The 22,592-nt window shown below is 57.7% G+C and carries 20 protein-coding genes; 10 read left to right on the forward strand and 10 right to left on the reverse strand.

Annotation, left to right across the window (positions count from 1 at the left end):
- The first annotated feature begins 10 nt into the window (after positions 1-10).
- Positions 11-3,835: a LamG domain-containing protein gene (locus tag U5J94_RS03790; protein ID WP_322564306.1), complete on the forward strand. Its 3,825-nt coding sequence runs from the start codon at positions 11-13 to the stop codon at positions 3,833-3,835.
- Between the two features lie 183 nt (positions 3,836-4,018).
- Here U5J94_RS03790 and ntrC read toward each other — a convergent pair whose 3' ends face one another.
- The 8 genes from ntrC to U5J94_RS03830 all read right to left on the reverse strand — a co-directional run bounded on the left by ntrC (position 4,019) and on the right by U5J94_RS03830 (position 12,412).
- Positions 4,019-5,410 (reverse strand): nitrogen regulation protein NR(I), encoded by a 1,392-nt coding sequence (gene ntrC, locus U5J94_RS03795; protein WP_322564307.1) that lies wholly within the window; start codon positions 5,408-5,410, stop codon positions 4,019-4,021.
- 7 nt (positions 5,411-5,417) lie between these two features.
- On the reverse strand, positions 5,418-6,482 hold the full coding sequence (glnL, locus tag U5J94_RS03800) for a nitrogen regulation protein NR(II) (RefSeq protein WP_322564308.1): 1,065 nt from the start codon (positions 6,480-6,482) through the stop codon (positions 5,418-5,420).
- Positions 6,483-6,710: 228 nt separating this feature from the next.
- Positions 6,711-7,331, reverse strand: coding sequence for a DUF4124 domain-containing protein (locus U5J94_RS03805; RefSeq protein WP_322564309.1), 621 nt, complete (start codon positions 7,329-7,331; stop codon positions 6,711-6,713).
- Between the two features lie 363 nt (positions 7,332-7,694).
- On the reverse strand, positions 7,695-9,101 hold the full coding sequence (gene glnA / locus U5J94_RS03810) for a glutamate--ammonia ligase (protein ID WP_322564310.1): 1,407 nt from the start codon (positions 9,099-9,101) through the stop codon (positions 7,695-7,697).
- Between the two features lie 212 nt (positions 9,102-9,313).
- A complete protein-coding gene (locus U5J94_RS03815; RefSeq protein ID WP_322564311.1) occupies positions 9,314-10,498 on the reverse strand; it encodes a cation diffusion facilitator family transporter in 1,185 nt (394 codons plus the stop codon).
- Positions 10,485-10,721, reverse strand: a complete 237-nt coding sequence (locus U5J94_RS03820; RefSeq protein ID WP_322564312.1) for a sulfurtransferase TusA family protein — start codon at positions 10,719-10,721, stop codon at positions 10,485-10,487. Before U5J94_RS03820 ends, U5J94_RS03815 begins: the two co-directional genes overlap by 14 nt.
- Entirely contained in the window at positions 10,718-11,761 is a 1,044-nt protein-coding gene (locus tag U5J94_RS03825) for a hypothetical protein (RefSeq protein ID WP_322564313.1), read from the reverse strand. Before U5J94_RS03825 ends, U5J94_RS03820 begins: the two co-directional genes overlap by 4 nt.
- A 375-nt stretch (positions 11,762-12,136) precedes the next feature.
- The gene (locus tag U5J94_RS03830) at positions 12,137-12,412 is read right to left on the reverse strand and encodes a hypothetical protein (RefSeq protein ID WP_322564314.1); all 276 of its coding nucleotides are present in this window, start codon (positions 12,410-12,412) and stop codon (positions 12,137-12,139) included.
- A gap of 82 nt (positions 12,413-12,494) precedes the next feature.
- Here U5J94_RS03830 and glyQ point away from each other — a divergent pair, with 82 nt between their 5' ends.
- The 9 genes from glyQ (at position 12,495) to U5J94_RS03875 (ending at position 21,575) form a co-directional block, all read left to right on the forward strand.
- On the forward strand, positions 12,495-13,415 hold the full coding sequence (gene glyQ, locus U5J94_RS03835) for a glycine--tRNA ligase subunit alpha (protein WP_322564315.1): 921 nt from the start codon (positions 12,495-12,497) through the stop codon (positions 13,413-13,415).
- Positions 13,412-15,514, forward strand: coding sequence for a glycine--tRNA ligase subunit beta (glyS, locus tag U5J94_RS03840; protein ID WP_322564316.1), 2,103 nt, complete (start codon positions 13,412-13,414; stop codon positions 15,512-15,514). Before glyQ ends, glyS begins: the two co-directional genes overlap by 4 nt.
- A gap of 4 nt (positions 15,515-15,518) precedes the next feature.
- A complete protein-coding gene (locus tag U5J94_RS03845; protein WP_322564317.1) occupies positions 15,519-15,851 on the forward strand; it encodes a nucleoside triphosphate pyrophosphohydrolase family protein in 333 nt (110 codons plus the stop codon).
- 94 nt (positions 15,852-15,945) lie between these two features.
- Positions 15,946-16,491, forward strand: a complete 546-nt coding sequence (gene gmhB, locus U5J94_RS03850) for a D-glycero-beta-D-manno-heptose 1,7-bisphosphate 7-phosphatase (protein ID WP_322564318.1) — start codon at positions 15,946-15,948, stop codon at positions 16,489-16,491.
- Positions 16,492-17,208, forward strand: coding sequence for a lysophospholipid acyltransferase family protein (locus tag U5J94_RS03855; protein ID WP_322564319.1), 717 nt, complete (start codon positions 16,492-16,494; stop codon positions 17,206-17,208).
- 26 nt (positions 17,209-17,234) lie between these two features.
- Entirely contained in the window at positions 17,235-17,561 is a 327-nt protein-coding gene (locus U5J94_RS03860) for a DUF3015 family protein (protein WP_322566465.1), read from the forward strand.
- 52 nt (positions 17,562-17,613) lie between these two features.
- Positions 17,614-19,554, forward strand: coding sequence for a DUF4105 domain-containing protein (locus U5J94_RS03865; protein WP_322564320.1), 1,941 nt, complete (start codon positions 17,614-17,616; stop codon positions 19,552-19,554).
- Positions 19,551-20,405 (forward strand): alpha/beta hydrolase, encoded by an 855-nt coding sequence (locus tag U5J94_RS03870; protein WP_322564321.1) that lies wholly within the window; start codon positions 19,551-19,553, stop codon positions 20,403-20,405. The genes U5J94_RS03865 and U5J94_RS03870 overlap by 4 nt, the downstream gene beginning before the upstream one ends.
- 135 nt (positions 20,406-20,540) lie before the next feature.
- Positions 20,541-21,575: a class 1 fructose-bisphosphatase gene (locus U5J94_RS03875; protein ID WP_322564322.1), complete on the forward strand. Its 1,035-nt coding sequence runs from the start codon at positions 20,541-20,543 to the stop codon at positions 21,573-21,575.
- A gap of 18 nt (positions 21,576-21,593) precedes the next feature.
- On the opposite strand, the gene U5J94_RS03880 is transcribed toward U5J94_RS03875, so the two are convergent.
- Together U5J94_RS03880 and U5J94_RS03885 are read right to left on the reverse strand one after the other, a co-directional pair.
- Positions 21,594-21,749 (reverse strand): hypothetical protein, encoded by a 156-nt coding sequence (locus U5J94_RS03880; RefSeq protein WP_322564323.1) that lies wholly within the window; start codon positions 21,747-21,749, stop codon positions 21,594-21,596.
- Positions 21,750-21,890: 141 nt separating this feature from the next.
- Positions 21,891-22,508: a hypothetical protein gene (locus U5J94_RS03885; RefSeq protein ID WP_322564324.1), complete on the reverse strand. Its 618-nt coding sequence runs from the start codon at positions 22,506-22,508 to the stop codon at positions 21,891-21,893.
- Positions 22,509-22,592 lie beyond the last annotated feature (84 nt).

Genomic DNA, 22,592 nt, shown 5'->3' on the forward strand with positions numbered 1-22,592 from the left:
ATTGCTAAAATTGGACAGGTTAACTGCCGATAAGTCTTTTATGCCGCAATACCGACAATTCGAAATTCGCACGTCTCGCCCTGCCGGTCTGTGGGCCTGGGTTCTGCTTGTCCTGGGTTGCCTCATCTGGGCACCTGCAGCCCTGGCGGACAGAACCATTGACTCCGTCACCCTGGACGGCTCTGCCTCGGTCACTGTTGAGCCCGGGGCGGCAATTACCGCCTCCGTTACCGTTACAACCACCGGTCCTCCGGGTAATAGTCCCGCGACAAGATGGGAATCCACCGACTGGCGCATTGCAACCTCACCGCCAGGCACAATCAGCTGTGAAGACACACCAGATCATCGTGGCGCAGGGACTTACAATGAGAGTTTTTCCGTCACTGCTCCGACATCCAGCGGGACTTATAATGCGTACTTCATCGCCTATGAGGATGATAGCTGCGGTGACGGCGCCAGCACTCTCTTCACGCTAACTGATGCCGTTACGGTCAGTTTACCTCCGGTTGCCGATTACCGTCTGGACGAAGATGCCTGGAACGGGACGAGCGGCGAAGTACTGGATTCAAGCGGCAATGCTGATCACGGCACCGCAGCCAACGGTGCCGATACGCTTGATCCGGGACGTATTTGCCGCGCCGGTCTTTTCGACGGAAATGACGACTATGTGGATGTTCCGAATCTGTCAGACAACCTCAATGGCACGGCAAGCCTGGCCTTCTGGATCAGAACCACACAAACGGGCAACAACACGGCCTGGCAGGCTCCCGGGATAACCGGTGTTGAGCAAAGCGGCGGCACGGATGATATTTTCTGGGGCTGGATTGACGCTGCCGGACGCATTGGGATCACTGTAGGCAATGACAACAGCGCGAAATCGAATACTGTTATCAATGACAATCTCTGGCACCACATTGTCCTGACCCGCAATGCCACTAATGGCGAATACAAGATCTATATCGACGGCAACCTGGATACCTCCGGCACCATTGCCTCTGGCACTATCGGGACAGAGTACAGCAGTATCGGTCGTATTGAAGATACCGGCGGGTCACCGGAATACTTTCAGGGTGAACTCGACGAAATTCTGATTTTCGATTCTGTATTGGCAGACAGCGAGGTACAGCAAGGCTATAACAATCAAAGCAGCGGTAACAACTGGGACGGCTCCACACGCACCTGTTCAGGCACGCCGCCGCCTGCTTGTGATCCGATTACCCCTGGTGCAACAACTACAAACACCAGCAATGGCAGCCCGCTCTCACTCGATATACCAGCAGGTGTAGAAACCGGTGATGTACTGATTGCCCAGGTTGCTGTTCGTCGCGATGACTTTTGTTTTACTAACTGTGACAATATTTCAGCTCCTGCTGGCTGGACCAAGGTCCGCGATGATGTTTCGGGGCTATGGTTGGATCGCACTTCGACCCAAACCATTTATTATCGTGTTGTCGATGGCAGTGAACCCGCATCTTATCAATGGACCTTTCCCAATGATCGCGCGGCCGGTGGTATTACCGCCTTCAGTGGCGTCGATGTCACGGATCCGATTGATGACGACAGTGGTCAGGCCGACGACGATTCGACCATCACTGCGCCCTCTGTCACCAGCACAGAAGACAACGGCTATCTGGTCGCGCTGTTTGCCAGTGCGAGCGGGAATACCGATGTCACTCCCACGGCTTCTCTAACCACGCTGTATCAACCACGCACGGGTGGTGGCCCCAATGGCATTGCCATCGCCACCGGCATACAAGCATTACCCAATGCAGGCGCCACCGGTGACCGTACCGCAACTGCCAGTGATACCGACAACATTGGCCAGATGCTTGTTCTGCGGCCCGAAGACTGCCCGACCGGCATCGATCATTTTGAGATCCGTCATGATGGATCGGCCCTGACCTGTAACCCGGAACCCGTCACGATCAGAGCCTGTCTGGACAGTGGCTGTACGACCGAGGCTTCCAGCGACGTCAGCGTCACCCTGTCGCCCACCGGCTGGGTGGGGGGCGACACCAAGATCATCAGCGGCGGCTCGGCCAGCTTCGATCTACGCCACACCACGGCGGAGGCGGTCACCCTGGGCGTCGCCAGCTCCTCGCCCTCGGCTGACTTTCCGCCGGTCTGCGTGAACACGGCTGACGGCACCGACAGTTGCGAGCTCACATTTCATGACACGGGTTTCCTGATCGATGTACCGGCCCAGACCTCCTGTGAAACCTCGACGAGTCTGACTCTCAGTGCTGTCAGAAAGAGCACCACCAATCCAGAACGATGTGTCCCGGCCTTTTCGAGCACAACCAAAAATCTCAAGATCTGGGCAAACTATTCCGACCCGGCCAGCGGTACGCAGAATGTCACCCTGACTCATGCAACCAATGATTACACCCTGCCTGATGCCGAGCCCGGCACGCCCAATGTGCCGGTACAGTTCGATGCCAACGCCGACGCCATCTACAACCTGACCTATCCCGATGCCGGCCGGCTGACATTGAATGCCAAATATGAGGGTAGCGGTGACGATGCCGGGCTAACCATGATCGGTAACGACACTTATGTGACCAAACCGGCGAAGTTCTATGTCTATTCCGATGATGCCAACGCCGACTGCGCAGCGGGTGACGCCACATGCTCGGCGTTCACCAGCGCCGGCACCAGCTTCAACCTCAAGGTACGCGCGGCCTGTTCCGACAACAGCGTCACGCCCAATTTCCAGCTGGATAACATCAGCCTCGGCCACAACCTGGTGGCGCCAGGGGGCGGTGATAGCGGCAGCATCAACGTCACCAGCTTCGACATATCCGATACGGATAACGGCGAACATTTAATCGATAACCAGACCATCTCGGAAGTCGGCGTCTTCACCTTCACCACCTCGCTTGGGACCGGTGTGGATTACTTTGGCGAGACCAGCATCGGGTCCACGGCGGACAATACCAGTGACAATATCGGCCGCTTCACCCCGCACCATTTCGATGTCACCGCCACCGAGGCCTGTAATGGAACATTTACCTATTCCGGCCAACCTTTTACCGTGACGCTGGATTCATTGAACCTGGGCGGTAACCCGACACGCAATTACCGCGACGGATTCGTGCGCGATCCGGTGATTTCCGATGCCGGCAACACGACCAACTTCACCAACAACACGCTGGATACCACCTATTTCACGACCAACGACGGAATCGGCGTACGCAATGATGTCACCTACACCTTCCCCGACAAGGAAACCGCACCGTTATCCATTAACCAACTGCGTGCCACCGATGGTGACGGGGTCAGCTCGAGCGGTTATACCGAAGGCCAGCTCAATATCCGCAGCGGACGGATCGCACTGGACAATGCCTACGGTTCCGAGCTGGAAGATCTGCAGGTGCCGATGTTCGCCCAGTACTACGACGGCAGCGCTTTCGTCACCAACACACTCGACGAGTGCGATAACGGCGTCACCATCGATCTGCTTAATCCCACCGATACCGTGACTGTCGGCGATGGCGATTCGCGCGGTGAGACCTGTGTGCAGGATAACGGTAACCCTGGAAACACCAGTGGTTCTGACGGCTGTGCAGTTGCCGCACTGGACACGGATATCTGGTATACCGACACGCCTGACGATGGTGTTTATACGCTCTATCTCAAGGCACCCGACAGCGATGCTAACTTCGATCCCGACAACCCGATCTACGGTAACGTCACCGTACGTGCCAACGCACCGGCGTATTTAGAATTCGATTGGGACGACGATGGCAGCGAGCAAGACCCCGAGTCCACCGCCACCTTCGGCCGCTACCGGGGCGACGATCGGATCATCTACTGGCGGGAAAAATTCCAGTAACAAAGATTCACCACCAAGGCACGAAGACACCAAGAAATAATTTATTATCAATTAAAGCTCAAGTGACAACGGAATTTGTATTACGTACCGATTCTCTCATCGCAATGAACAGTGTCAGATAGCAATACTTCGTCACATCAAGCATTTACTTGGTGTCTTCGTGTCTTGGTGGTTCAGCTCTTGTTATAAATTCAGTTCCTTGATCTTGCGGGTGAGAGTGTTACGCCCCCAGCCGAGCAGTTTGGCGGCGTCCTGGCGTCGGCCGCCGGTTTTTTTCAGGGCGGTTTCGATCATTACCCGCTCGAATTGCGGCATGGCCTGATCGAGGATGGCGGTATGGCCCCGGGAGAGTTCCTGCTCGGCCCAGTGACGCAGCAGTTCGCTCCAGTCACCGTCGAAACGAGTTTCGTCCTTGCTGTGCAGCATCTCGGGGGGCAGGTCGTCGATGTGCACGACCTGGCCAGGGGACATCACCGTCAGCCAGCGGCAGGTGTTTTCCAGTTGCCGCACGTTGCCGGGCCAATCCTGTCGCGCCAGGTACTCCATTACCGCCTTGTCCAGGCTTTTCGCCTCGACATTGAGCTCCTTGGCCGCGCGATTCAAAAAGTGTTGTGCCAGCAGCGGGATATCCTCGCGCCGCTCGCGCATGGCGGGGATGTGAATGCGAATCACGTTGAGGCGATGAAACAGATCCTCGCGAAAGCGCCCCTGTTCCACCAGCTTTTCCAGGTTCTGATGGGTCGCGGCAATGATACGCACATCCACTTTGACCGCGCTGTGTCCACCCACCCGGTAGAATTCGCCGTCGGCCAGGACGCGCAACAGCCGCGTCTGCAGTTCCGAGGGCATGTCGCCGATCTCATCCAGAAACAGCGTGCCACCGTCGGCCTGTTCGAAGCGGCCCTGACGGGCGGTATTGGCGCCGGTAAAGGCGCCTTTTTCATGGCCGAACAGTTCGGACTCAAGCAGATCCCGCGGGATCGCCGCCATGTTCAGGGCAATGAACGGCTGTCCGGCACGTGGGCTGTGGCGATGCAGCGCCTGGGCCACCAGCTCCTTGCCGGTCCCCGATTCGCCGTTGATCAACACGGTGATATTGGATCGCGCCAGACGACCGATGGCCCGAAACACCTCCTGCATGGAGGGCGCTTCACCGATGATCTCGGCGTCTATCTGGCCCGCCGGGGTTTCGCCGGTATCGGTTTCGCGTCGATGACTGATGGCGCGGCGCGCCAGATCCACCGCCTCGTCCACATCGAAGGGTTTGGGCAGGTATTCAAACGCGCCGACTTCATAGGCGCTGACCGCGCTATCCAGATCGGTATGCGCGGTAATAATGATCACCGGCAACCCGGGGTATTTATCATGAATCCGGCCCAACAGCTCCAGGCCGTCCATGCCCGGCATGCGAATGTCACTGATGATGACATCCGGTTCGCTGCGATTGAGCGCGCGCAATACGCTGTCGGCCTCGTCGAAACTGCGCACCTCCATCTCGGCATTTTTAAAGGCCTTCTCCAGCACCCAGCGGATTGAGCGGTCGTCGTCGACGATCCAGATGGTTTCCTTGCTCATGGTTGTCTCACGCCTCAAGTTCGATCGGTATATAGATGGAAAAGACGGTTCGGCCCGGTTCACTGTCGCATTCGATGATGCCGTTGTGCTGCTGAATCAGTGACTGGGCGATGGCCAGCCCCAGACCGGTGCCTTCGGCCCGGCTGGAGACCATGGGGAAGAAAATCCGCTCCAGAATCTCCGCCGGGATGCCCGGGCCGTTATCGATAATCTGGATCTGCGCCACCAGATCATGCTGTTTCTGGCCAATGGTAAATTTGCGCACCACCCGGGTACGCAGCAGGATTTCGCCTTCACCCTGCAGCGCCTCGATGGCATTACGAATAATGTTAAGCAGGGCCTGGACGATCTGATCCCGATCGGCGGTCAGGTCGGGAATACTGGGATCATAATCCCGCCGGATCTGAACCCCCTGCGATGCCTCGGCCAGCAACAGGCTGCGCACATGTTCCAGCAGCTCATGGATATTGACCTGCGAGAGTTTCGGCAGCTTGTTGGGTCCCAGAATCCGATTGACCAGCTTCTGCAGGCGATCCGCTTCGCTGATGATGACGCCGGTGTATTCCTTGAGCTCATCGGTGGGCAGCTCGCGCGCCAGTAACTGGGCCGCGCCGCGCAATCCGCCCAGCGGATTTTTGATTTCATGGGCCAGACCGCGCAGCATCTGCTGGGTGGTCTGCTGCTGGATCGCGCGGCTCTCGTCCCGGGCGATGCGCAACAGGCGATCCATCTGGCTGACCTCCACCAGCAGCTCCGGGCTTTGCTCGCGCTCCATCAGCGGCAGGGCGGTCAGATCCACCACCACCTCGTGGCCGTGCACCAGTTTGAGTGTGACCTCATGGCGGGTAAAGGGATGCCCGCTGGCCAGGGCCTCGCGCAATTCATCGGCGACATTGTCGGGGGTTTCGAACAGTTCCTCGAAACGGTGGCCGATCAAATGCGGCCCGCTGCTGCCAAACAGCATCTCGGTCGCGGCGTTCACATAGCGCAGGCGCAAATCCTGGTCGAACAGCATCAGCCCCGAGGTCATGGCCTCAAGGACACGCTGTTGCAAATCGGGGGATGGGGTCATCGTCTCCATACCCGGGCTGTAGCAAGAACCAAACCATAACGCACCATTTTCGGTGCCCGTTCGGCAGGTTTTTGGCCAGCCCGATAAAGGGCTTGAATTACAAGCAGTTAGTGAGCCTGCTCAGTGCTGTTTTGACATCGCTGCGCTGTTTTGGACCGCGACGGCATACTGCACACACTACAGCATAGCGCAGGCGGGGCCTGTATGCACCAAAGTAGTGCGACGCGGTCAGGGGGTGGATGAAGGCGGTGACGGTTTGGGCGGATTGGTCGGTGTTGGTCCGGGAATCGTAACTTTCGGCGGATTGGTGGGCGTTGGCCCGGAACCCGAGGACGAGCTCGATGGCGTAATACTGCGACGCAGCAGGTGGAAGGTGACGCCAGGGCTCGCGGCCAGAACCTCACCGTCATTATCCACCACTTCCAGTTTCACCGTGTGGGTGCCCCGATCGACATTTGTCAGATTCACCGCGGCGCCGGTTTGCTCCAGGGGCTCGCCGTCCAGGCGCCAGCGTAACTGATGGCCACCGCGCAGGGCCGGCTGAACGTTACCCTGCAGCGTCACGTTACCGGCATTGGCGCGGATGGACTCATCATTACGCGGCGAGGTAATGGTGACCTCATACCTCGACGCGTCTTCTCGCTCACGCTCCGGCGGCTGGTAATTGATATCAGGAGACTTTTCAAACCGGGTGGTGGGCGCCTGCTCCACCGACATCACCTCGCTGCCTTCTATCGGTTGATCGCTGTACTCCACCGAGCCGTCCGGGTTGACCTTTTTGTACACCTTGTCGGCCGCCACAGCCGGCAGGGTGAACAACAGCAAAATAATCAGGCAGTAATTTTTCATATCTCAAGAATAGCCCTGGCACGGCATATCCACAATAGATCTTTACTTCAGGGCGGGCTTATTGGTCAAGAATCCGCTTCGTAAGTAATAGCTCAGGGGCGAGGGACGAGTAACGAGGGGCGACGAAATACGCTAACCACCAAGACGCCAAGACACGAAGGAAATGATTTTTGTATCCGGGACATACCATAGGATGCGTTCCACGCATCCCACAGCCTTTACTACGACCGAACAAAAGCCCGACATTTTAGTTTATTATAAATTTGATTCTTGGTGTCTTCGTGTCTTGGTGGTAAAAATCTTTACGTCCTGAAACAAAAACGCCCCCTTGCGGGGGCGTTTTGTTTTCGCCTGTGTTGCTGCTTACAGACTGTAGTACATGTCGAACTCGACCGGATGGGTGGTCATGCGGAAGCGGGTGACTTCATCCATCTTCAGTTTGATGTAGGCATCGATGACATCATCGGTGAACACCCCACCCTGGGTCAGGAAGGCCCGGTCTTCGCTCAGACAATCCAGCGCCTGGTCGAACGAGTGGCAGACGGTCGGGATGCTGGCGGCTTCTTCGGCCGGCAGATCGTACAGGTCCTTGTCCATGGCGTCGCCCGGGTGGATCTTGTTCTGGATGCCGTCCAGACCGGCCATCATCATGGCGGTGAAGGCCAGGTACGGGTTGGCGGTCGGATCCGGGAAGCGCACCTCGATGCGACGACCTTTCGGGTTAGCCACGTACGGGATACGAATGGACGCGGAGCGGTTACGGGCCGAATAGGCCAGCATCACCGGCGCTTCAAAACCCGGCACCAGACGCTTGTAGGAGTTGGTCGAGGCGTTGGTGAAGGCATTCAGTGCACGGGCATGCTTGATGATCCCGCCAATATAGTAGAGCGCGGTTTCGGACAGGCCGCCATATTCGTTACCCGAGAACAGGTTCTGTCCGTCTTTCATCAGTGACTGATGCACGTGCATGCCGCTGCCGTTATCGCCGACCAGCGGCTTGGGCATGAAGGTGGCGGTCTTGCCATAGATGTGCGCGACATTGAGGATCACGTATTTCATACGCTGGTTCCAGTCGGCCCGCTCCACCAGGGTGCTGAACTTGGTGCCGATTTCACACTGGCCGGCGGTGGCGACTTCGTGATGGTGCACTTCAACCGGCACGCCCACCTCTTCGAGTGCCAGGCACATGGCGGCACGCAGATCGTTCAGGGAATCGACCGGCGGTACGGGGAAGTAACCGCCTTTCATGCCCGGGCGGTGACCGATGTTGCCGTCGGTATACACCCGCTCGGAGTTCCATTCGGCTTCTTCGGAATCCACCTTGTAGAAGGCGCCGCTCATATCCGAGCCCCAGCGGACGTCGTCCAGGACGAAGAACTCGGGTTCCGGGCCGAACAGGGCGGTATCGGCAATGCCGGTGGACTGCAGGTAAGCTTCACCGCGCTTGGCGATGGAGCGGGGATCGCGCTCGTAGCCCTGGCCGGTGGTCGGCTCCAGGATGTCACAGGTCAGGTTCAGGCTCGGCTCTTCGGAGAAGGGATCCAGGAAGGCGCTGTCGGCATCGGGCATCAGGATCATGTCCGATTCGTTGATGCCCTTCCAGCCGGAGATGGACGAGCCGTCGAACATCTTGCCTTCGGTAAACAGGTCTTCATCCTCGGCGTGGGCCGGCACGGAAACGTGCTGCTCCTTGCCGCGGGTATCGGTGAAACGGAAATCAATAAACTTGACGCCGTTATCTTTAATCATCTTCATGACTTTGTCAGACATTTAAGCTTCTCCGGTTATCTCAATATTCAGTGTTATCCAGAATTGCGCTGTCGTTGGCGCAGTCCAAAATCGGTTGCCCAATCAGGTGCACGAACCATGCCACACCGTAACAGGCTGATTCGACAGGGGTTTTATACCCCCGGTGGCCGCCATGCGGGAGCGTGCGCACCATAACAGTGCATATAATGCAGTTTTAGCATCATTTCGGTGCATTAACGGTACAGCAACCGGACCGATTGCACCCCGTCCACTTCCCGGGCCGCGCGGGCAAAACGCTGGCGCAGGGCTTCGCGCTGATTCTGGTCCCGTTCCAGGACCAGGTCGATCGGCAGGATCAGCTCCACCTGAATACCGCCCTCCAGATAGTGCAGGGTAGTGTGGGCAATCCGGCGGGATTCTTCAATCTCGCTCCAGGCCTTTTCCAGCCGGGCGAGCACATCGCTGCGGCTTGGCAGTTTCAGATTCAGTGGTACTTTCTCATCGTTTTCGGGATCGATATGCACCGTGACGTCGTTAACCTCTTCCACGTCCGTGATCACCTTCTTGCGCACCCGTTCACTGACGTAATGGGCCTCGGACACGCTCAAATAGGGATCGACCTGGATATGTACATCCACCAGGGCCTCGGATCCGCTGCGGCGAGTGCGCAGAATGTGCAGCGCCTGCACGCCGTCGACCTCGAGTATCGCCTCCCGGATCACCGCCTGGCGCTCCGGCTCCAGGGCCGTATCCACCAGTTCCTTGACGCTGTGGGCGGAAAGATCCCAGCCGATCCTGGCAATCATGTAGGCAACGCCGATGGCGGCGATGGCGTCGAGGTACTCGAGGCCGGCCATGCTGCCGGCAACCCCGAGCAAGACGATCAGCGAGGAGATGGCATCGGAGCGGCTGTGCCAGGCATTGGCCTTGAGCATGTGGGACTTGTATTTGCGGGCGATCACCATGCTGTAGTGGTAGATCGCCTCCTTGCCCATGATCGAAACAGCGGCCACCACCAGCGCCCAGAAACTCGGGTGCAGCAGCTTGTCCGGATTGAACAGCCGGATCACCGCATCAATACTGATGCCGAGGGCCACAGCCATCAGGGCGATCCCCAGACCCACCGTCGCCATGGTCTCGAAGCGACCGTGGCCGTAAGGATGTTCGGCATCCGCCTCCCGGCTGGAGTGGCGGGCGGCATAAATGACCACCGCATCAGTCGCCAGATCCGAGAAGGAATGGACCCCGTCGGCGATCAGCGCCTGGGACTGGGCCAGCCAGCCGACCACGACCTTGAGCACACCGAGAATCAGATCCACCAGAGCACCGACCAGGGTGACCCGGGTAATCTGGCGGGTGCGATCACCCCGCTCGGCACGGGTAATCACAGGGGCCTGATCCTGTTCAGTCGTTGCCATCGCCAACCTCGATGCGGATCACGATCTCTTCATCCTGTTGCGTGGTTTCCAGCACCTGATGACCGTTGATCCGGCACCAGGCGGGGACATCGTTCAGCGCGCCCGGATCGGTGCAGGTCACCTCCAGCACCTCGCCGGGGGCCAGCGCGGCGATCGCATCCTGCACCCGGATCACCGGCATAGGACAGAGCAGACGCCGGGCATCCAGTTGGTGAGTACTCACAAATACCACTCGCCGGGGATACCATCCATGGCCAGGGGCGCGACCTGCAGGGTGCGCCGATGGCCATCAGTGTAGTTCACTTCCACTTCGACCGCCTCGGCATCACGCCCCTGGCTGAAGCGGGCGGCAACCCGCGCGGCGGTTTCCACGTCGGCCTCGCTGATATCGCCATCGATCAGGGCCAGCGGCCCGTTATGGCTGGCAATGCGCAGATGGACAAACTGGTTGCGATAGCCTTCCAGGAATTTATTCTCGCCTTCCTCGCGCCCGATGATCACCTTGTAGTTGGGCGCCGGACGCAGATGGCGTCCCACCTTGAGCAACATGATGTCATCCAGCTGGTAATCGCGGCCGGGTCGATGCTGCCACATATCCACCAGTTTGTCGGAATAGTTCTTGTCGGTGAGAAAACAGCAGCCGCCGGCCGGCTGGGCGTAGTCGGTAAAACCGAACTGCGCCGCCAGCGCCATTTGCGGCTTGCGCGAACGACCGCTGAAATCATAGAGCCGTTCACGATCCACCCAGCCTTCGCGCTCGGGCAACGTCGGTGGCAGATTCTTTGCGCACAACGGACGCAGCAACCGATCGCCCGCGCCGGACTCGCGCTGAATCACTGGCATGGTGTCCTTGCGCTGGGACATGGGACGCTGACCAATCACCTCGCCGGTAACAATAAAATCAAAGCCGTTGGCCGCGATCCATTCGTGCGCCTTGCGCACCATGAAACCCTTGCAGTCGAGGCAGGGATTCATGTGCTGACCGTAACCGTGTTTCGGATTCAAAAGCACATCCTTGTATTCCTCGATCACATCCACGATATGCAGCTTGATCCCCAGCTGCTCGGCCACCCACAGGGCGTTGTTGCGCCTGGGCTTGTCTTTATCCTGCTTGCGGATGGCGTGGGTATGCCCTTCGACACAAAAGCCGGTGAAAAAATTGATCCCCTCCACATGCACGCCCTGCTCCATGAGCACCTTCGCGGCCAGCATGGAATCAAGACCGCCTGAAATCAGGGCGACAGCTTTGCGTTGCTCGGACATGGGTAGTTACCGGTGTTGCGGGGTTGGTCTGGGGAGAGCAAGGATAGCAGATTCCGTCTCCCGACTCACGAAGACAATCTTAACGCAGAGGCGCAAAGACGCAGAGGAACGCAGAGTTTTCTTTTTCTGTTACAGCAAGGACCTGGTCAGGTTGACGTGGGGAGCAAGCCTGTAAAATTACCACATAACCAGCGCGGCAAAAGATCCCGGTTTTCCAAAAACCCGATCAGACCAGTTCAACTAAAAACTGATTATGAAATCAGTTATTTAACCCTGGCTTGAATCCTTGCCTAAAACGGGGGCCAGGGAACCGCAAGAATTAATTATTGTTTCTCTGCGTTCCTCTGCGTCTTTGCGCCTCTGCGTTGGGTTTTTTTAGTGCAGTCGCCCTTTGCCACGGGTCCGGCGGGGGTCGGGATCGGCCTGCGGGGTGGCATCGGTGATGTCGCCCAGCGCCTGGCGGGCCACGGCGGAGCCGGTGTCCTGCCACAGTTCCAGGCTGCCCAGGGGATCCAGCTGCTGTTCCTGGCGCAGGTTGCGGATCGCCTGCAGGATATCCATGGCGATCACGATGTGAATCGCCCTGTAAAAATCATCGGCCCATCCGGAACCGAACTTGACTCTTTTTGCACCGGCGGCCGTAAAAACCACGCGCCATGAGGTTATCAGCGGCAGACGGCGCGGCTATAATGAGCGCTCTTTTCGCTGTGTCCATATTAATAAAGGTGTCCGCTTGAGCAAATCCCGCCATCCCGCCGCCGCCCGTACCTTCCAGGGGCTGATCTTCGCCCTGCAACAGTACTGGGCCGAACAGGGCTGCATCGTCCTGCAACCCTACGACATGGAAGTGGGAGCCGGCACCTTTCATACCGCCACCTTCATTCGCGCCATCGGCCCCGAGCCCTGGGCCGCCGCCTATGTGCAGCCCTCGCGCCGGCCCACCGACGGCCGTTATGGCGAGAATCCCAATCGCCTGCAGCATTACTACCAGTTCCAGGTAGTGATCAAACCCTCGCCGCTGGATATCCAGGAGCTGTATCTGGGCTCGCTGCAAATGCTCGGTCTCGATCCGCTGGTGCACGATATCCGCTTTGTGGAAGATAACTGGGAATCGCCCACGCTTGGCGCCTGGGGGCTGGGCTGGGAAGTCTGGCTCAACGGCATGGAGGTCAGCCAGTTCACCTATTTCCAGCAGGTCGGCGGGCTGGACTGCAAGCCGGTCACCGGCGAGATCACCTACGGACTGGAGCGCATCGCCATGTACCTGCAGGGGGTGGAGAGTGTGTTCGATCTGATCTGGACCGACGGCCCGCGCGGCAAGGTCACCTACGGCGATGTGTTTCATCAAAACGAAGTCGAACAGTCCACCTACAACTTCGAACACGCCGACGTGGACGATCTGTTCCACCAGTTCGACCAGGCCGAGAAGATGAGCCAGCAGTTGATCGCGGCGCAACTGCCGCTGCCCGCTTACGAACAGGTGCTCAAGGCCTCGCACAGTTTCAACCTGCTCGATGCGCGCCATGCCATTTCGGTCACCGAACGCCAGCGTTATATCCTGCGGGTGCGCAACCTCTCCCGCGCCGTGGCCGAGGCTTATTATACCGCTCGTGAGGCCCTGGGCTTCCCGATGTGCCAGGAGGGTGACAAATGAATTCCCCCGTCACCAAAACCAGCGATTTTCGAAAAGACGGACACCGGGATCTGCTTGTCGAGATCGGCACCGAGGAGCTGCCGCCCAAAGCACTGCTGGCCCTTTCCGCTGCCTTTGAAGAGTGGGTGCGTTACGGACTTCAGGAAAGTCGCCTGGGCAACCCCGAGATTCAACAATATGCCAGCCCGAGAAGACTGGCATTACTTGTTAAAGGTCTCCCGGAATCCACGCCGGACCGCACCATCGAACGACCCGGTCCTCATGTGTCTGCTGCATTTGACGAAGATGGCTGTCCCACCAAAGCAGCCGAAGGCTTTGCTCGCAAATGGGGCGCCAGCGCAGAAGATCTACAGACCAATGACGAAGGCAAGGTTGTTGTTCAACACTATGAAGCCGGTCTGTCCGCTGAATCACTTATTCCCGATATCGTGCGCAACGCCCTGGATAAACTGCCCATTCCCAAGCGCATGCGCTGGGGCGATCTGGATGCCTGGTTCGTGCGCCCGGTGCACTGGGTCGTGTTACTGTTCGGCGACGAGGTGATCGAGGCGGAGATTCTGAGCGTGACCAGCGGACGCGAAACCCGGGGTCACCGTTTTCATCATCCCGATACCATTTATATACCCGCACCCGGTGAATACGAGGTGTTGCTGGAAAGCGAGGGCAAGGTCATGGCGGACTTCGACCGCCGCCGCACCGCCGTGCGCGCCCAGATCGAGCAGGCGGCCAGTCAACACAAGGCCCAGGCCGTGATCGATGAAGCGTTGCTCGATGAGGTCACCGCCATGGTCGAATGGCCGGTGGCGGTCACCGGCCGTTTCGATGAACGTTTTCTGGATGTCCCCCAGGAGGCGCTGATCTCCACCATGAAAACCAACCAGAAGTATTTCCATCTGGTGGATGACAACGGTCAGCTGCTGCCGCTGTTTATTACCATCAGCAATATCGAAAGCAAACAGCCCGAACAGGTGCAAAAAGGCAATGAACGGGTTATCCGCCCGCGCTTTGCCGACGCCGAGTTTTTCTGGCAACAGGATCGCCAGACGTCGCTGGCACAACGTCTCGATTCACTCAAGAGTGTGGTCTTCCAGCAAAAACTGGGCACGCTGTACGACAAGACCCGGCGGGTGGAAACACTGGCCGGTAGCATTGCCGAACAACTGGGTGGCGACAAACAACGGGCCATCCGCGCCGCACAGCTGTGCAAATGCGATCTGATGACCGAGATGGTCGGTGAATTCCCCGAACTGCAGGGCATCATGGGCCGTTACTATGCCGAACTCGACGGCGAAGACCCGCAGGTTGCCCGGGCGCTGGATGATTATTACAAACCGCGCTTCGCCGGCGACGATCTGCCCGGAGAGGTAATCAGCCAGGCACTGGCACTGGCCGATCGGATTGATACCCTGGTCGGCATTTTCGCCATCGGCCAGATCCCCACCGGCGACAAGGATCCTTTCGCCCTGCGCCGCGCCGCACTCGGGGTCTTGCGCATTCTGATCGAACAGCAACTCGATCTCGATCTGCAGGCGTTGCTGGAACAGTCCGCCGCGGGCTTCGACCCATCCCTCAAGGCAGATGAAGCTGTGGAAGCGGTGATCGGCTTTATTCTCGAACGCCTCAAGGCCTATTACCGCGATCAGGGCATTCGCGCGGATGTGCTCGATGCGGTGACCGCCAACCGCCCGACCCGGCCGCTGGATATCGAGCAACGGCTCAAGGCGGTGGATCACTTCCGTCAGCTCGAGGCCGCCGACAGCCTGGCCGCCGCCAACAAACGCATCGGCAACATTCTCAAGAAAGTCGAAGGCCCGTTACCACAGCAGATCGATCCGACACGTTTCGAGGAGAAGGCGGAAAACGCCCTGTACGATACCCTGGCCGGCTTGCAACAGCAGGTCCAGCAGCAGATCGATCAGGGCGATTATCAGCCGGCATTGACGACTCTGGCCGGACTGCGCGAACCGGTGGATCAGTTTTTCGATCAGGTGATGGTCATGGCTGACGATAAAAGCCTGCGCGACAATCGCCTGGCATTGTTAAACCAGCTACATCAACTGTTTATGCAAATCGCGGACATTTCCCGTCTGCAAGGATAAGCCGATGAACCCCGACTCCTATGACGAAATGCTCCAGGCCGTGCAGGCGTTTCACGACAAGCATGATTTCAAAGGCACCGGTGGCGAGGACCTGCCCTATCGCATCGCATTGATGGCCGAGGAACTGGGCGAGATCTCCGCCTGCGTCACCAAGGGCAAAGACAAGGAACAGCTGGCCGAAGAGGTTGCCGATCTGTTGATTCTGATCATGGGCACGGCCATCTCGGCCGACTTTGATCTGAACCAGGCTTTCTGGGACAAGATGGACAAAATCATGCAACGCGAATCGAAAATGGTCAACGGGCGGATCCGCGTTTCTGAATTTAAAGACAACTGATCACCACCAAGACACGAAGACACCAAGAACAATTGTTTAATTTATCCATTTTATTCTTTGTGTCTTGGTGCCTTGGTGGTAAATCTCTATCGCTATGAAACTGATCATTCTGGATCGTGACGGGGTTATTAATTACGACTCCGACGACTATATAAAAAGCGTCGACGAGTTCATGCCGATTCCGGGCAGTCTGGAGGCGATCGCCCGCCTGAACAAAGCCGGCTATCATGTCTATGTCGCGACCAACCAGTCGGGGATTGCCCGCGGCTATTACGACGAGGCCACGCTGCAGCAGATGCACGACAAACTGCGCGAGCTGCTGGCCGGGCAGGGCGGCCGGGTTGATGGTATCGTCTATTGCCCGCACGGGCCGGACGATCACTGTGACTGTCGCAAACCGTTGCCGGGCCTGCTGGAACGTATCGCCCATCTCAGCGACCACCCGTTGGAAAATGTCCCGGTCGTCGGTGACTCGCTGCGGGATATCGAATCGGCCCGCGCGGTCGGCGCCACGCCCTACCTGGTTCGGACCGGCAAAGGTGAGCAGACATTGGCCAGGGGTGAGGGTGTCGAAGGTGTGCCGGTATATGCCGATCTTGCCCGTTTTGTTGATGATTTTCTCGCCCGTGAGGAGGGTTAAATGCTGTTCCTTCGCTCCAGCCTGTTCAGCCTGTCGGTGATTATCACCAGTGTGGTGATCACCTGTATCGTCCTGCTGTTTTATTTTGCGCCGTTTTCCTGGCGCTACTCCATTATCAGCCAGTTCGCTCGTTATAACCTGTGGGTCCTTAAAACCGTCTGCAAGCTCGATTATGTGGTCGAAGGGCGCGAAAACATCCCGGACTCGGCCGCGATCATCTTCAGCAAGCACCAGTCCACCTGGGAGACCATCGCCCTGCAACAGGTCTTTCCGCCGCTGACCTTCGTGATTAAACGTGAACTGCTGTGGTTGCCCTTTTTCGGCTGGGGCCTGTCACGCATGGACCCGATTGCCATCAATCGTTCGGCCGGACGTAACGCCATTCGCCAGATCATCGAGCAGGGTACCGAACGTCTCAAACGCGGACTGTGGGTCGTCATTTTTCCCGAAGGCACCCGGATACGTCCCGGCGCCCGGGGCCGCTACAAGGTCGGCGGCGCGGTATTCGCCGCCGAGTCCGGTTATCCGGTTGTACCCGTCGCTCACGACGCCGGCTACTTCTGGGCCAAGGGCCAGTTTCTCAAGCGGCCCGGCACCATTCGCATGGTCATTGGCCCGCCCATCGACAGTGAAGACAAATCGGCTGACCAGATTTTAACCGAAGCCGAAACCTTTATTGAAGGTGAGATGGTGCGTCTTGTTCCGGACGAAAACTAGATCAACAATATTTGTGAACCTGTTCAATCGGTAACCAGACTTTCGGTATCACTTCCGGGACGGCCGGCTGCGCCCGTGACGGGGTTGTTCAGCAATATGCCGCTGCGGATGCCTTTACCGGCACCAACATGGAACGGCTTGCCCGCGATATGTCCGTGGGTCAGGGTGAAGCACTGGAAACCATGGCTGATCTGATGGACATTGCCGACGAGCACAAGCCGGCCTTCTTCAAGGCAAGCAAGGAAAACTTTGCCCGTATCTTCCCGTCCGAGAACGTGACTTCAGAGCAGGTTCTGACCTCGCTGAACGACGTCATGGCCTCTGACAAAGTGCTCTCTCGCTACGCGGTTTAAATCAACCTGAAGCGGTCAATAAAGCACCCGGTGATACACCGGGTGCTTTTCTATGGGTAAAACAAAAACTCACCAATGGCTGTATTACTTCGCTTGCGTCATCTGTTTCTCTCTTTTTATTCTGTTATTGCCCGCCCAGACCTGGGCCAATTCGTACCTGGATGAACTTGTCGAACGTGCTCAACATCTACAGTTGGCACAGCACCCCTACTGGCTGAAACTCGTTCATTACAAGCCGGACCTTTTCGGCGGCTATACCAGTGAAGTCCTTAGCCGTGATTTTTTTAACGCGCCGGACGGGCATCACAATCCCGAAACGGAACTCAATGCGACCCTGGCGGCCTTCTTTTCCGATCTGGAAGAAACCGACCAGCAGCAAAATCCGCAGTGCCGCTTTATCGCCCGTTATCACTGGCTGAATTCACAACTGGATTTTGACCCGGACAGACTCGAACCCCGCACCTGCCAGCGTTTCACTGACTGGTATAACACCATTGATCCCCATCGGCTGACACTGATCTTTCCCGCCGGTACGGACAACAGCCCGTCGTCCATGTTTGGCCATACCCTGATTCGTATCGATCGCCAGGATCAAACCGAGAGCACCCGGCTTTTTTCCTACTCGATTAATTACGCCGCCGAGACCGACGAAACCAATGGGGTGATGTTCGCTTTTAAAGGCATTCTTGGCGGTTATCCGGGACGTTTCTCGATCATGCCGTATTACGAGAAGGTCAATCAGTATAACCAGATGGAAAACCGCGATATCTGGGAATACCAGCTGAATTTCAGTACCGAGGAAATCGATCGCCTGCTGCGCCATGCCTGGGAGATCGGGCAGGTCGATTTTGCCTATTACTTTTTCCTGGAAAACTGTTCCTACCGGCTGCTCGAGTTGCTCGACATCGCCCGACCGGGCATGCATACCGCTGATGAATTTGACTGGTTCGCCATTCCCGGCGATACCGTCCATGTGGCGCTGGAACAGGAAAAGCTGCTGGCGCGTGCTATCTATCGACCTTCGCAACGCAGCCGCATCCAGCATGTCCTTTCCCGGCTCACTGATGAGGAACAGGCGCTGGTACTGGATCTCGCCGATGGCCGCCTGCCGGTGGACGATCCGTCGCTTCAGCAGCTCGATCCGTCCCGACGCGCGGTGATCTACGAGACCGCCTATGATTATGTCCAGTATCGACACAATCAGGGCGAGGCGGATCGTGATGCGATCGCCAAACGCTCTTATCAACTGCTCATGCAACGCAACCCGCTCCCGACAGAGACCGGGATGCCGGCAGTTCCCACACCACCGATCCGCCTGGATCAGGGCCACGGTTCATCCCGTATCGCCCTGGGCTACGTCAACGACGATCATCGCGACGTAATCGAGTTGCGCCTGCGCCCGGCCTATCATGATCTGCTCGATCCGCGCGCCGGCTATACGGACGGCGCCCAGATTAATTTTTTCGATCTGAGTCTGCGCCACGATTTCGATCGCGACAAAACCCGGATCCATGCGTTTCGCCTGGTGGATATTGTCTCGCTGGTGGGCCGGGATGATTTTTTCAAACCGGTTTCCTGGAAATTCAACATGGGACTGGAACGCTGGCCTATCGACGCCTCGCCTGATGAACGGCTGGTGTTTGCCCTCAACGGCGGCGGCGGGCTGGCTTTTTCCCTGTCCGACCGCGCTAAACTCTATACCCTGGCCGATGCGACCCTGCTGGGTCACGATCGACTCGATCACAGCCTGTCGGCCGGCATTGGACCGAATGTGGGCCTGATCTGGGATTTCACACCGAACTGGCGACTGATGCTCAATTCCCGTTCACAGCGCTTTGCCGACGATCTGGATCTCACCTATGTCGAGCACCGTGTCGCGCAGAGCTTTCACTGGAACCGCGACAGTTCGGTACGCTTGCAGTGGCTGCGTCGTGGCCCTGACGGGCAGACCACCGATACGATTAATCTTTCCTGGCACTGGTATCTGAAATGAGACGGTGGTGGCTTATTCCGTTCCTGCTGGCCCTGGGGGGTTGTAACCACCTGATCTTCCATCCGGAAAAAGGCCATTATCCGATTCCCGAGGATCTGGGTATCGAGCGCCAGACCCATTTTTTCCGTACATCGGACGATCGGCTGTTGCACGGCTGGTTTATCCCGGCCCTGGAAAAAGCGCAACCGGAACAGGCCAAAGGCACGGTCTTTTTCCTGCACGGCAATGCGCAGAACATCAGCACCCACCTGCGGGCTGTCTGGTGGTTACCGCATTACGGTTACAATGTCTTCCTGTTCGATTATCGCGGCTTCGGCCATTCCCAGGGTGAACCCTCTCTGGCGGGCCTGCATCGGGATGTCCCGGCGGCGCTGGATTACCTGTTCAGCGAGCTGCCGATCGATCCTGATCGGGTGGTGATTTACGGCCAGAGCCTCGGGGCCTCGCTGGGCGTCACCGCCGCGCCCCGCTCGGATCATTTCAATCAGGTACGGGCGGTGATGCTGGAGGGCGCCTTTACCAGCTATCGCCAGGTGGCCCGCGAGGCACTGGGAAACTGGTGGCTCACCTGGGCCCTGCAGTGGCCCCTGTCCTACACCATCTCCGATCAATTCCGGCCCATCGATCATATCGGGGCGATCTCGCCGATCCCGCTATTGATTATCCAGGGCGCAGACGATCGGGTCATCGCGGCGCATCACAGCCAGGATCTGTTCACGGCTGCCAGGGAGCCCAAACAGCGCTGGGTGGTTGAGCAGGCCGGGCACAATAACGCCCTGGCGGGGGAGACCGCCCGGCAAAAGTTTCTCGACTATCTTTCCGGGATCACAGAAAAACCACAACAAAAGTAAGCCTCAGGCCGGTGCCGACGCGCTGGCGGTTCAGTATATCGGTTAATATTGATATACTTATCTTTTACCCCGGCAGCGGATATCCCGCCGCGCCGGGGCCGGATCGAACAGACAACCGAATTTATCGAGGCTAGCATGCGAGACGGAAGAATCACCATTACCCAGTTCATCATCGAGGAACAGCGCCGCATCGAGGGCGCGACCGGTGATTTCACCTCCCTGTTGAACGACGTCGTGACCGCCTGCAAGGAGATCTCCAACCTGGTTAACCACGGCGCGCTGATCGATGTGCTCGGCCAGGCCGGCACGGAAAACGTGCAGGGCGAGGATCAGAAAAAACTGGATGTGATCTCCAACGACGTATTCCTCAAAACCAACGAGTGGTCGGGCCACCTGGCCGCCATGGCCTCTGAGGAAATGGAAGAGATTTACCCTATTCCCCGGCAGTATCCTCGTGGTAAGTACTTACTCACTTTTGATCCGCTGGATGGTTCCTCCAATATTGATGTGAACGTCTCGGTCGGGACCATCTTCTCCATCCTGCGCTGCAAGGGCGCTTGCCAGGATCCGGGCGCCGGGGATTTCCTGCAGGCCGGTACCGAGCAGATCTGTGCCGGTTACGCCCTGTATGGCCCGTCGACCATGATGGTACTGACCACCGGCAACGGCGTGAACGGCTTTACCCTGGATCAGAATATCGGCGAGTTCATCCTCACCCATCCGAATTTGACCATCCCCGCCGAAACCCGGGAATTCGCCATCAACACCTCCAACATGCGTTTCTGGGAACCGCCGGTCAAACGTTATGTGGACGAATGCCTCTCCGGCACCACCGGCGATCGCGACAAGGACTTCAACATGCGCTGGGTCGCCTCCATGGTCGCCGAGGTTCATCGCATCCTGACCCGTGGCGGCATTTTCCTCTATCCGATGGACGAGAAGATGAAAGCCAGTGGCGGAACCGGCAAACTGCGCCTGATGTACGAAGCCAACCCCATGTCGTTCATCGTGGAACAGGCCGGCGGCATGAGTTCCACCGGCCGTGAACGGATCATGGAGCTGCAACCGAGCGAGCTGCATCAGCGGGTCCCGGTGATCCTCGGTTCAAAGCAGGAAGTCGAGCGGGTGGTGGAATACCACAAGGAACACGACACCAACGCTGCCGCCTGAACCGGGACAACTGGCTGACTACAATAAAACCCGCGGTGAGATTGCCTCACCGCGGGTTTTTTGTTCCACTTCGGCCACCGCCTGGCCCAGAATCCGATCCGCCGTCACCGGCCCCAGGTATTCGCAACAGCCGAGCCACGCCTGATGCACTATCCTCCGCAGATGTTTTTTCATTCCGGTCCTTTGTATTTTTTGTTTATGACGTTATTTCGCAACACAAGGTTGAGGCATGCGTTGCAGCGATCAAAGCAACACGAAACGATAGCGGTAAACAAAAGAAGGTCGCGCTGGAATCAGGCAGGCTTTATTGCAGGTTCAGCCAGTAAAGCTGTAGTAATGATTAAAGCAGTCAGGACAAAGTGTATGGTTGAGATTATCAGGCGGGGTTGTTAGCCAGGTCAGGATCCAGTCCCAGTGATTTTTTTGTTGATTGTTTCGATAACAGCGGCAATGGCTGCACTGAACCAGAGAACCCCACTCATCGACATACCAACGCGGATCGGCCTGTTGCGGGATACGCCGATGTTGTGCCACCTGCCGCTTGGAATTGATAATCAGCAGCCCCGCTCCGCAGCCGAGATTATGCAGCGTCATGGTATACAGCCGGTAGTGCGCCGGTGAGGAACACTCATAATCATGTTCCAGCGGCGTATCATCTTCCTGTTCCAAACTACGCAGATACAATTCGACATAAAAGGGATGCAAAACGTCCGGCAAGGCCTCGGTCACCGCACGCCCCCGCTGCCACTGCCGGCTTATGGCCGGTTCGCCCTGATTATTGCGGGCAAAACGGAACCAGGCCGGATTCATATAAGCCAGGGTCAAATCCGGCCATAAGCCATACACCGTCCCCGACTGCTGCTCCAGTGCAGTAATCGAAAAATGTTGGGCCAGTAGTTGCTGAAAGCCGGGATCGCAATGCAGATCAGTCATGATTCATGGGTTGGCACAGCCGTTTCAGACACCGTTGACAGCCGCCATTCGCGGCAAGCTGCATTCCGATGAACGACTTTACGC

The sequence above is a fragment of the Thiohalophilus sp. genome, assembly GCF_034522235.1.
Lineage (GTDB): Bacteria > Pseudomonadota > Gammaproteobacteria > UBA6429 > Thiohalophilaceae > Thiohalophilus.